The sequence below is a fragment of the Streptomyces sp. A2-16 genome, assembly GCF_018128905.1.
Taxonomy (GTDB): Bacteria; Actinomycetota; Actinomycetes; order Streptomycetales; family Streptomycetaceae; genus Streptomyces.
The window spans coordinates 8,575,984-8,587,495 of the sequence record NZ_CP063808.1 but is presented as its reverse complement, the minus strand read 5'-3'; the positions used below and the strand labels follow the sequence as shown (position 1 = coordinate 8,587,495).

Annotated in this window: 9 protein-coding genes; 5 read left to right on the top strand and 4 right to left on the bottom strand. The window is 69.7% G+C overall.

Going from position 1 to position 11,512, the window contains the following annotated elements; all coding sequences use genetic code 11:
• Positions 1 to 12 precede the first annotated feature (12 nt).
• The 5 genes from IOD14_RS38480 (at position 13) to IOD14_RS38460 (ending at position 6,408) form a co-directional block, all read left to right on the top strand.
• Positions 13 to 990, top strand: coding sequence for a sugar ABC transporter permease (locus IOD14_RS38480; RefSeq protein ID WP_123989501.1), 978 nt, complete (start codon positions 13 to 15; stop codon positions 988 to 990).
• The gene (locus IOD14_RS38475; RefSeq protein ID WP_123989500.1) at positions 987 to 1,868 is read left to right on the top strand and encodes a carbohydrate ABC transporter permease; all 882 of its coding nucleotides are present in this window, start codon (positions 987 to 989) and stop codon (positions 1,866 to 1,868) included. Before IOD14_RS38480 ends, IOD14_RS38475 begins: the two co-directional genes overlap by 4 nt.
• Positions 1,869 to 1,894: 26 nt before the next feature.
• Positions 1,895 to 3,208, top strand: a complete 1,314-nt coding sequence (locus IOD14_RS38470; RefSeq protein ID WP_212672731.1) for a glycoside hydrolase family 36 protein — start codon at positions 1,895 to 1,897, stop codon at positions 3,206 to 3,208.
• Positions 3,205 to 5,196, top strand: coding sequence for a beta-galactosidase (locus IOD14_RS38465; RefSeq protein ID WP_212672730.1), 1,992 nt, complete (start codon positions 3,205 to 3,207; stop codon positions 5,194 to 5,196). The genes IOD14_RS38470 and IOD14_RS38465 overlap by 4 nt, the downstream gene beginning before the upstream one ends.
• A gap of 75 nt (positions 5,197 to 5,271) precedes the next feature.
• Complete coding sequence (locus tag IOD14_RS38460) at positions 5,272 to 6,408, top strand: hypothetical protein (RefSeq protein WP_212672729.1); 1,137 nt, start codon at positions 5,272 to 5,274, stop codon at positions 6,406 to 6,408.
• A gap of 67 nt (positions 6,409 to 6,475) precedes the next feature.
• Here IOD14_RS38460 and IOD14_RS38455 read toward each other — a convergent pair whose 3' ends face one another.
• The 4 genes from IOD14_RS38455 to IOD14_RS38440 all read right to left on the bottom strand — a co-directional run bounded on the left by IOD14_RS38455 (position 6,476) and on the right by IOD14_RS38440 (position 11,254).
• On the bottom strand, positions 6,476 to 7,915 hold the full coding sequence (locus tag IOD14_RS38455) for a GH1 family beta-glucosidase (protein WP_123989496.1): 1,440 nt from the start codon (positions 7,913 to 7,915) through the stop codon (positions 6,476 to 6,478).
• A gap of 107 nt (positions 7,916 to 8,022) precedes the next feature.
• On the bottom strand, positions 8,023 to 8,907 hold the full coding sequence (locus IOD14_RS38450; RefSeq protein ID WP_174269143.1) for a carbohydrate ABC transporter permease: 885 nt from the start codon (positions 8,905 to 8,907) through the stop codon (positions 8,023 to 8,025).
• Positions 8,904 to 9,932 (bottom strand): sugar ABC transporter permease, encoded by a 1,029-nt coding sequence (locus tag IOD14_RS38445; protein ID WP_212672728.1) that lies wholly within the window; start codon positions 9,930 to 9,932, stop codon positions 8,904 to 8,906. The genes IOD14_RS38450 and IOD14_RS38445 overlap by 4 nt, the downstream gene beginning before the upstream one ends.
• Positions 9,929 to 11,254 carry an ABC transporter substrate-binding protein gene (locus IOD14_RS38440; RefSeq protein WP_123989494.1) on the bottom strand — a complete coding sequence of 442 codons (1,326 nt, stop codon included), beginning with the start codon at positions 11,252 to 11,254 and terminating at the stop codon, positions 9,929 to 9,931. The genes IOD14_RS38445 and IOD14_RS38440 overlap by 4 nt, the downstream gene beginning before the upstream one ends.
• Between the last annotated feature and the right edge of the window lie 258 nt (positions 11,255 to 11,512).

Below are 11,512 nucleotides of genomic sequence, written 5' to 3'. Positions count from 1 at the left end.
CTGAGCGGCTGAATGACTACCGACATCAACACGAAGAGCCCGGAGGCGGCCGCCGTGCCGCCTTCGGGCCCTGCCCCTGCCAAGCGGGTCCCGCAGGGCCACAAGCGCCTGCTGACCCGCCGTGACCGCATCACGCTCGCCTTCATGGCGGGCGTGCCCACGGTCCTGCACGTGGCCCTGGTCTGGGTCACCGCGCTGGCGTCGATCGCGCTGGCCTTCACCAGCTGGGACGGCATCGGCTTCGGCTCCATCAAGTGGGTCGGGCTGGACAACTTCCGTCAGCTGTTCACCGACAACCCGCAGTTCTGGCCCGCGGTCGAGCACAACATCATCTGGTTCGTCGTGCTCATCCTGATCCCGACGCCGTTCGGCCTGTTCCTGGCCGTGCAGCTGGACAAGCAGATCCGCTTCTCCCGCGTCTACCAGACCGCGTTCTTCCTGCCGGTCGTGGTCTCCCTCGCGGTGACCGGGTTCGTGTGGCAGCTGGTCTACAACCCCGACACCGGCCTGATCAACAGCCTCATCGGGGCCAACAAGCCCGGCCACTACATCGACTGGATCGGCGACCCGGACCTGAACCTGTGGGCCGTGCTGATCGCCGCGTCCTGGCGGCACACCGGCTACATGATGATCCTCTACCTGGCCGGGCTCAAGGGCGTGGACCCCTCCCTGCGGGAAGCGTCGTCGCTGGACGGCGCGAACGAGTGGCAGACGTTCAAGAACGTCATCTTCCCCACCCTGCGCCCCACCAACACCGTCGTCCTGGTCGTCACGATCATCGAAGCCCTGCGCGCCTTCGACCTGGTGTTCGTCTTCAACAAGGGCGCCCAGGGCACCGAGCTGCTGTCGATCCTGATCACCAACAACATCATCGGCGAGTCCAGTCGGATCGGCTACGGCTCCGCGATCGCCGTGGTCCTGCTGGTCATCTCCCTGGCGGTCATCATCCCCTACCTGATCGCGACCTTCCGGAAGGAGCGGCAAGCGTGAGCACCCTCGCTCTCAAGACCAGGACGCCGGTGCGCCCCGCCCGGGTCCTGCTGCACGTCTTCCTCGCCGGCACCGCACTGGCCTGGCTCGCCCCCCTGCTGTGGGCCGTCTTCGCCGCCCTGCGCCCCTACTCGGAGACCAGCACCAAGGGCTACGTGTCCTGGCCGGACACGCTGAACTTCGACAACTTCAAGAACGCCTTCCAGCAGTCCGACATGCTGCACTACTTCGGCAACACGCTGATCATCGCCGTGCCCGCGGTCCTGGTCACGCTGCTGCTGTCGTCGATGGTCGCCTTCTACGTCTCCCGCTTCGACTTCCGCCTGAACATCTTCCTGCTGCTGGTCTTCACCGCGGGCAACCTGCTGCCGCAGCAGGTCATCATCACCCCGCTGTACCGGCTGTACCTGCTTGTCGACCTGCCCGGCATCACCATGAGCGGCAAGCTCTACGACTCCGCCCTCGGCCTGGTCCTCATCCACGTGGCCTTCCAGTCCGGGTTCTGCGCCTTCGTGCTCAGCAACTACATGCGGATGCTCCCCCACGAGCTGACCGAGGCCGCGCTCGTCGACGGGGCGTCGGTGTGGCGGATGTACTGGCAGATCGTGCTCCCGCTGTGCAAGCCGGCCATGGCCGCGCTGGGCACCCTGCTGTCCATCTGGATCTACAACGACTTCTTCTGGGCCATCGTGCTGATCTCGACCGGCGAGAACATGCCCATCACCTCGGCCCTGAACAACCTCTCCGGCCAGTACTTCACCGACCCCAACCTGGTCGCCGCCGGCGCCCTGCTCACCGCGATCCCCACTCTGATCGTCTACTTCGTGCTGCAGCGCCAGTTCGTCAGCGGACTGACCCTCGGCGCCAACAAGGGCTGACCGCCCGCACCTGAGAGAGAACCACCGTGCCCCACCCCTTCACCCCGCTCGCCTCCGTGCCCGTGGATCCCCGCGGGGCCCGGGTCCACGAGGAGGGCTGGCAGTCCTGGAGCCCCAGCGGCGCCTACGCCCTCGGCGACAGGCCGTACCGCCCGGCGAACGACAACTGGGCGACGGTCTGCTACCGGCCGGGCGTCACCGTCCCCGAAGGCACCTTCCAGGGCGAGGGCCTGCTGGCGCTGGACCCGGGCGACGGCTCGCCGGTACGGCTGTGGGCGGCGGCGGAACCGACCCGTGAGGTCCCGTCGATCCGGCTGACCGTCGACGGCGACCTCGCGGAGATCAGCGCCGACGGCCCGGTGAAGGAGTTCACCGGCACGGACATCCAGGCGACGCTGGCCGAGTGGGCCGCCGGACTCGGGGTCCCGGCCCCTCGTCCGGCGCCCACCGTCTGGTGCTCCTGGTACGAGTACTTCACCGGCGTCACCGAGGACGACATCCACGAGAACCTCCGTGCGATGGACACCCTCGACCTGCCCGTCGACGTCGTCCAGATCGACGACGGCTACCAGAAGGCCCTCGGCGACTGGCTCACCCTCTCCGGCCGCTTCCGCTCCCGCGCGGGCATCGCCGACGCCATCCGGGCGCGGGGCCGTCGCGCCGGCATCTGGACGGCCCCCTTCCTGGTCGACCCGGCCGGCGACCTGGCCGCCGAGCACCCCGACTGGCTGGTCGAGGACCTCGACGGAGGCTTCCTGCACGCCGGCCGCAACTGGGGCCACGACCTGTGCGTCCTGGACACCACCCACCCCGACGCGGCGCAGTACCTGGCGTCGGTCTTCAGGACACTGGTGTCCGAGGGCTACGACTACTTCAAGGTCGACTTCCTGTACGCGGGGGCGCTGGAAGGCGTACGGCACTCCTCCGCGGACGCGCTCACCGCGTACCGCTCCGGGATCGAGCTGATCCGCGAGGCGATCGGCGAGGACGCCTACCTGCTCGGCTGCGGGGCGCCCCTGCTGCCCTCGATCGGCCTGTTCGACGCCATGCGGGTCAGTCCCGACACGGCCCCGCACCGGCGCCCCGAGGCCGACGACTTCAGCCAGCCCGGCCAGGACCCGGCCGAGTTCACCGGCGTCGGCCGCCAGTGGCAGCACGGCCGGCTCTGGGTCAACGACCCCGACTGCCTGATGGCCCGCCCGGCCGTGGAGACCCGCGAGCGCTGGGCGGCCCACGTGGAGGCGACGGGCGGCCTCATGGCGTCCAGCGACCGCCTGCTGTCCCTGGACCAGTGGGGCGTGGAGACGACCCGCCGGCTGCTCGGCGGAGACACCCGATGATCCCCGGGGGCATCGCCTACGGCGGCGACTACAACCCCGAGCAGTGGCCCGAGGAGGTCTGGGCCGAGGACGTACGCCTCATGCGCGAGGCGGGCGTGACCATGGTCAGCGTCAACATCTTCGCGTGGGCGCTGCTGGAGCCGCGCGAGGGCGAGTACGACTTCACGCGCCTCGACAAGATCCTCGCCCTGCTCCACGAGCACGGCATCGCCGCCGACCTGGCGACACCCACGGCGGCCCCACCGGCCTGGTTCTTCCGCAAGCACCCGGACGCGCTGCCCGTCGACAAGGACGGCAGGAGACTGTCGTACGGCAGCCGCCAGACGTTCTGCCCCTCCAGCCCCGCCTACCGGGAGGCGGCCCTGCGGATCGCCCGCGTCCTCGGGGAGCGGTACGCCGACCACCCGGCCGTGGTGATGTGGCACATCCACAACGAGTACGGCTGCCACAACGCCGAGTGCCACTGCGACACCTCGGCCCAGGCCTTCCGGGGCTGGCTGCGTCGGAAGTACGACGACGACCTGGGCGCCCTCAACCACGCCTGGGGAACCACCTTCTGGAGCCAGTGGTACTACGACTGGGACGAGATCATCCCGCCGCGCGCCACCGGAGCCGTGCCCAACCCGACCCACCGGCTGGACTGGCGGCGCTTCTGCAGCGACGAGCTGCTGGCGCTGTGCAAGGCGGAGCGCGAGGTGCTGCGGGAGGCCGCCCCTTCCGTGCCGGCCACCACCAACTTCATGGTGATGTACAACTTCGACGCGCTCGACTACTGGCGCTGGGCACCCGAGCTGGACGTCGTCTCCAACGACCACTACCTGCGCTCCACCGACCCCGAGTCCCAGATCGACATCGCGCTCAGCGGCGACCTGGTCCGTTCCCTGGCGGGCGGCCCGTGGCTGCTGATGGAGCACTCCACGGGCGCGGTGAACTGGCAGCCGGTCAACAGGGCGAAGAATCCAGGTGAGTTGCGCCGCAACGCTCTCGGGCATGTCGCCCGAGGTGCCGACGGCATCGCCTACTTCCAGTGGCGGGCCGCGAAGGCGGGCGCCGAGCAGTGGCACTCGGCGATGCTCCCGCACGCGGGCACGGACAGCCGGATCTGGCGTGACGTGGTGGCGCTGGGCGCGGACCTGAAGTCGCTGGCGGAGGTCCGGGGCAGCGGGAGCGCCGCCGAGGTCGCCATCGCCTGGGACTGGAACGCCCGCTGGGCCCTTGAGCTGCCCTCCCAACCGAGCGAGAACGTCCGCTACCTGGACGTGGTCCGCTCCTGGTACGAGCCGTTGTGGCGGGCCGGGGTGGCGGTGGACTTCGTACGTCCCGACGCGGACCTGTCGTCCTATCGGCTGGTGCTGGCCCCGGCGCTGTACCTGGTCGACGACGCCGGCGCCGCGAACCTCACCACCTTCGCCTCGGCCGGCGGCACCCTGGTCGTCGGCTTCCACAGCGGAGCCGTCGACGCCAACTGCCATGTCCGCCTGGGGGGTTACCCCGGCGCGTTCCGGGAGCCCCTCGGGGTCCGCACGGACGAACTCTTCCCGCTGCTGCCCGGCGAGTCCCTCGGCCTGAGCGACGGGGGCACGGCGTCCCTGTGGTCGGAGCGGGTGCACCTGGAAGGCGCGGAGGCCGTCACGTCGTACACCTCGGGCCCCCTGGCCGGAGTCCCGGCGGTCACCCGGCACACCCACGGCGAGGGCACGGCCTGGTACCTGGCCACGCACCCGGACCCGGCGACCCTCGCGGGCCTGCTGGACCGCATCAGCCGGGAGGCGGGCGTGGAGCCGGTGCGGGAGACACCGGACGGTGTCGAGGCCGTGCTGCGCAGGGGCGAGGACGCCGACTACCTGTTCCTGATCAACCACGGTGAGCGGCACGCCGAGATCCAAGTCGCCGGATCGGCAACCGAGTTGCTCAGCGGCAGGAGTGCCGAAGGCGGCCGGGTGACGGTCGCGCCGGGCGAGGTGGCGGTCGTACGGGAAGCACGCTGAGGCGACCTTGCCGACCGGGCGGGCCGCTCCTACCCTGATCGTCCGACCGTCCGGTCGTCGACAGGGGGAGCGGCCATGGCCGGAAGACCGTCCGACACCGAGATACTCGAGGCGGTCGAGGCCCATGCCGGCCGACGGGGAGTCGCCGGCCGTCTGACCGATCCCGGCGCCGCCGCGCTGACCTGGACGATCCTGCTGGACTTCCGCATCGTCCGGTCGCTCGAGACACGCGGCGAGCGTCCGATGCGGGAACCGGGCAGCCGGGACGACATCGCGAACCGCCCGACCTACACCGTCCTCGACTCGCACCCGGTTCCGCCGCCCGACGACCCCGAGCAGGCCCGCAGCATGCTGCTGGTGCGCGAGGGGTCGCTCGACGAGGAGCGCTGCCCGGACTGCGACGGCGGCACGAACAAGTGCGGGCCCTGCCGCGGACGAGGCGTCCTCGACTGCCCCCGCTTCGTCGACTGCCCCGTCTGCGAGGCCGGCCCGGACGCCTGCTGGGAGTGCGAGGGCACCGGCCGCCCGCGCTCCCGGAAGCCCCCGCGTCCACGGGCCGGGACGAACGCGGCCGACCGGGCTCGTCCACGGGCCGGGACGAGCGCGGCCGACCGGGCGGCCCGGGTCCGCTGCGCGCGCTGCCGTATCGACGACGTGGCCTGCCCGAAGTGCCGTGGCCGACGCCAACTCGACTGCCCCGACTGCCGCAAGAGCGGCCAGGTGGAGTGCACCGCGTGCTCCGGCACCAAGCGCGTCACGCACCCGGAGTGCCGGGGCACCGGCCGCTTCACCGTGTGGACCGAGGGCTGGATCCGGCACACCCCGCACCGGGCCAGGGAGCGCAGACCCGGCCGGGCGGACCTCAGACGCGCGACGGGCAACACCGGCGACTGGCACGAGAACGTCCTGCGCAGGACCACCGACAAACTCCCGGACGACCTGGACGAGTCGGACGAAGCCCTGATCGCGCCCCATCTGACCCCGCGCAAGAACGAGGTGGCCCGCCGCGCGACCCTGCGCCGCCTCCCCCTGGCCCAGGTGCGCGTCCACGCCGACCCGCACCGCGACTACTTCGCCTTCCCCTCCCGCACCGGCATCGAGGTCGTCTCTCGGCCCACCTCGGAACGCGTCCGCTACTTCGCCGCCGTCGCCACGGTCTCGGTGGTCCTGGTGACGCTGGCCGCGGTGCTGGCGGTGGCGTTGCTGCGGTGACAGCCGGCGGGGCGCGGCACCCCCCTCGGCTGCCGCGCCCCTTCCCCGTCCCCCGCCTCCGCAGTGGTCACTGAATGCTGTGGACCTCCGGGAGCGTGCCCGAGCGGGCCGCCCGGCCGTACCAGAGGGCACTGGACTTGGGTGTCCGTTCCAGCGTCGTGTAGTCCACGTAGACCGCGCCGAACCGCTTCTCGTAGCCGTACGCCCACTCGAAGTTGTCCAGCAGGGACCACAGGTAGTAGCCGCGCACGTCCGCGCCGTCGGCGATCGCGCGGCGGACGGCGGCGAGGTGGCCGTGCAGGTAGGAGATCCGCTCGGGGTCGTGGACGCGGCCGTCGGGGTCGGGCTTGTCGTCGTAGGCCGCGCCGTTCTCCGTGATGTACAGCGGCAGACCCGGGGCCTCGCGCGTGTAGCGCATGATCAGGTCGTGCAGGCCGGTCGGGTCGATCGTCCAGCCCATCTCCGTGCGCTCGCCCGGCGTCTGGTGGAACGTGACGTCGTCCGCGCCCGGCCACGGGGAGTGCGCGCTGTTGCCGTGACCGTCGGCGCGCGGTCCGGCGGTGTCCGCGTCGGCGGCCGACACCAGCGTGGGCGTGTAGTAGTTGAGGCCCAGCGCGTCGAGCGGCTGGTTGATCAGCGCGAGGTCGCCGTCCTCGACGAACGACCAGTCGGTGATCAGCTCGGTCGCCGTGAACAGCGTCTGCGGATACGCCCCGTGCAGGATCGGCCCGTGGAAGATCCCGTTGGCCAGGTCGTCGATCTTCTGCGCCGCCGCCAGATCCGCCGCGTCCCGCGAGAAGGGCCGCACCACCGAGGAGTTGAGGCTGAGCGCCACCGAGTTGCGGGCCGGCATCGCCGCGCGCAGGGCCGAAGTGCCGAGCCCGTGCGCCAGGTTCAGGGTGTGCGCCGCCTTCAGCGAGGCCGCGAAGTCCGTACGGCCCGGCGCGTGCACCCCGGAGGCGTAGCCCAGGAAGGCGGCGCACCACGGCTCGTTGAGGGTGATCCACTGCTCCACCCGGTCGCCGAGCGCCTCGCCGACGAGCTGCGCGTACTCCGCGAATCGGTACGCGGTGTCGCGCTCCGGCCAGCCGCCCGCGTCCTCCAGCTCCTGGGGCAGGTCCCAGTGGTAGAGCGTCACGGCCGGCTTGATGCCGTGCGCGAGGAGCTCGTCCACCAGCCGGCGGTAGAAGTCCAGTCCCCGCTGGACCGCGGGGCCCCGGCCGGTCGGCTGCACCCGGGACCAGGAGATCGAGAAGCGGTACGCCGTCAGGCCCAGGTCGGCCATGAGCGCCACGTCGTCGCGGTAGCGGTGGTAGTGGTCGACAGCGATGTCACCGTGCTCGCCGCCGGCGGTCTTGCCCGGCGTATGGCTGAAGGTGTCCCAGATGGAGGGCGTACGGCCGTCCTCCCGCACCGCCCCCTCGATCTGGTAGGCGGAGGTCGCGGCGCCCCACAGGAAGGCGGGGGGAAACGTCACCGGGGTCGCCGGCGATTCGGGTTCAGGCATGGAAGCGCTCCCATCGAAGGTCGTGGAAGACCGACTGATAGAGGGGGAGGGGGAGTGGAGGGGCCGGAGCGACGGCGGTCCGGCCCCAGGAGTCGTAGAACGGGCTGTCAGCCCTTGATCGCGCCCTGCATGATGCCGCCCACGATCTGCTTGCCGAACAGGATGAAGGCGATCAGCAGGGGCAGCGTGCCGAGCAGCGCGCCCGCCATGATCACGGCCTGGTCGGGGACATAACCGGTGCCGAGCGAGTTGAGGGCGACCTGCACGGTCGGGTTCTGCTGGTTCAGGGCGATGATCGGCCACAGGAAGTCGTTCCAGGCGAACACGAAGGTCAGCAGGCCCAGGACGGCCATCGCGGGCCGTGCGGCCGGGAAGACCACGTGCCACACGACGCGCAGACTGCTCGCGCCGTCCACCCGCGCCGCCTCGATCAGCTCGCTGGGCAGCGCCTGCACCAGGTACTGCCGCATGAAGAAGGTGCCGAAGGCCGTCACGAGGGTGGGCAGGATGACCGTCTGGAGCTGGTTGGACCAGCCGAGGTCCGCCATCCACAGATACAGCGGTACGACCGCCAGCTGCGGCGGGATCATCATGGTGCCGATCGTCAGCAGCAGCAGAAAGCCCGAGAACCTGAACTGCAGCTTGGCGAAGGCGAATCCGGCGAGCGTGGAGAACAGCACCGTGCTGATCGTGATGGCACCCGCCACGATCACGCTGTTCAGCATCGCGGTGCCGAGACCGGCCTCGTCCCACGCGGTCTGCATGTTCTTGAACAGGTTCCCACCGAACCACAGCGGCGGCGGCGTCTCGGCGAGCCTGCGGTCGGTGCGCGAGGCGGCGATGGCCGTCCACACCAGGGGCGCCAGCGAGATCAGCGCGAACACCGCCAGGACGAGATAGGTCACCGGGCCCGCGTGCAGCTGCTTGCCCGCGCCCATCACCCTGCGGGACCGCTTACGGGTCTGAGGGAGAGTCAGTTCACTGGTGGTCATTGGGACTTCCTCAGCCGTCGAGTGACCAGCAGGTTGATCGCGGCGATGATCAACAGGATCAGGAACATCGACCAGGCGATCGCGGACGCCTTGCCGAGGTTGCCGATGATCCAGCCCTGGTCGTACATGTACAGGCCGAGCGTCTGGTACTGGTGCTCGGAGCCGCCCTTGGACCCGCTGACCCCGCCGAACAGCAGGGGCTCACCGAAGAGCTGGGTCGCGCCGATGGTGGAGATCACCACGGTGAACAGGATGGTCGGCCGAAGCTGCGGGACCGTCACATGGATGAACTGCTGCCAGCGGTTGGCCCCGTCGATCGCCGCCGACTCGTACAGGTCGGCCGGGATCGCCTGCATCGCCGCGAGGTAGATCAGTGCGTTGTAACCGGTCCACCGCCAGATCACGATCGACGACACCGCGAACTGCGAACCCCAGTCGGACTCACGCCAGTTGATCGGGTCGATCCCGACGAAGTCGAGCAGCCAGTTGACCATGCCGCCGTCCCACGAGTACAGCAGCGTGAAGACGAGGGTCGCCGCCGCCACCGAGGTGGCGTACGGGGTCAGCATCACGACCCGCCACATGGTCGAGCCGCGCAGCCGGTAGTTGAGCAGATGCGCGAGTCCGATCGCCGCCATCAGCTGCGGCACGGTCGAGATCACACCGATGGTGAAGGTGTTCTTGAGGGCGTTCCAGAAGAAGTCCGAGGACAGCAGGTTCTGGTAGTTGTCCAGGCCCGCCCAGGTCTGGGTGTCCAGCGAGGACAGCTGTACGTCGTGCAGCGAGTACCAGGCCGTGTACAGCAGTGGGACCAGCGAGAACGCCCCGAAGATGACGAAGAAGGGGGCGATGAACACGTACGGGGACGCCTTCATGTCCCAGCGGTACAGCTTGCTCCGCCAGGGGCTCGGGCCCTTTGGCGGGGTACCGCCACCGTGAGCGCCCCGGGCCGCGCCCGGCTGGGAGCCGGGCGCGGCCTCGGCGCTCGACGCGGGATGCGCGAGTGCCTGCTTCGGGCTTGTCACTGGCCGAGCACGTCCTTGATCTCGTTCGTGGCAGCGTCCCAGCCCTGCTCGGGGGACTTGCCCTTCTGCTCGACCTGGAGGATGCCGATGTCGGTCAGCGCGGTGTTGATCGGCTGGTCCTTGACGCCGAAGACCTGCGCCGGGATCGTCTTCGCCGAGTCCGAGAAGATCTGGGTGATCGGCGCGTTGCTGAAGAACTCCGTGGTGGCGGCGGCCGGCTTCAGGGTCGAGTACGCCGACGGGGTCGACGGGAAGCTGGCCTGCTTGGCGAAGACCTTCGCCTGCTGCTCGGGCGCGGTCAGCCACTTCGCGAGCTCGATGGCCTCCTTCTGGTGCTTGCCCGCCGTCGGCACGCCGATGAAGGAGCCGCCCCAGTTGCCCGCGGTCGGCGCGGCCGCCACGTCCCACTTGCCCTTGCCCGCGTCACCGGACTTCTCCTGGATGTAGCCGATCATCCAGGCGGGGCAGGCCACGGTGGCGAAGGAGGCGTTCGCGTAGCCCTGGTCCCACGGCTTGTCGAACTGCTTGAGCTTCGCCGACATGTTGCTGGTGGCCACGGACATCGCGACGTCCCAGGCGTTCTTCACGCCGGTCGACTCGTCCCAGACGACCTTGCCGCTCTTGTCGTAGTAGCGCTCGCTCTCACCGTTGAGGACCGCGTTGTAGACCGAGGAGGCCGAGTCCACGAACTTGGTGCCGCTGGGCGCCTTCTTCATGTACTGCTTGCCGAGGTCGACGTACTTGTTCCAGTCGCCCTTCCACTGCGCGGCGAGCTTGGTGCGGTCGGTCTCCAGACCGGCCTTCTGGAACAGGTCCTTGCGGTAGCAGATCGCCATCGGGCCGATGTCGGTGCCGAGACCGATGAGCTTGCCGTCCGCGGTGGTGGCCTGGGCGTTCTTCCAGTCCAGCCACTGCGACTTGTCGACGTCCTTGCCGAGGTCGACGAACTTGGAGCCCTGCGTCTGCACGGCCTCGGTGATGTTGCCGACCTCGATGGCCTGGATGTCGTCGGTGCCGGAGCCGGCCTGGAGCCGGGTGAGTACCTTCGGCCAGTAGACGTCGGTGCGGGTGGTGACGTTCTCCTTGATGGTGATGTCGGGGTGCGACTTCATGTACTCGTCGTAGAGTCCGGCCTGCTTGTAACCGAAGACCCCGAAGGTGCCGATGGTCAGTGTGGTCTTGCCGCCTCCGGCGTTGTTGCCCGAGCCCGACGAGTCGCCGTCGTCGGAGTCGCCGGCGCAGCCCGCCAGCACTCCCGTGGTCAGTGCGGCGACGGCCGCCAGGGCCAACAGCCGGTGGGACCGGCGGGTAGTCGTGCGCATTGCGTCCTCCTGTTGCCTGACGTGCCGACCCCCCGGCCAACGGCGTTGTTGGACCCGTTTTTTCTCTGCTGCGGCTCGGGCGGGGAACGTGCGGGATGTTTATGTGTCAGGTACCGTGGGAGCGCTCCCACTCGTGATGTGTTGAAGGTTCGCGGGTTGGAGCGAGGGTGTCAAGGGAGTCGACGCGGAGATATGCGTTCAGTTATCAGCCTGTTAACTGGCCCCAGTTCAGGCCGTCCTGGGGTCCCCCCGCGCGAG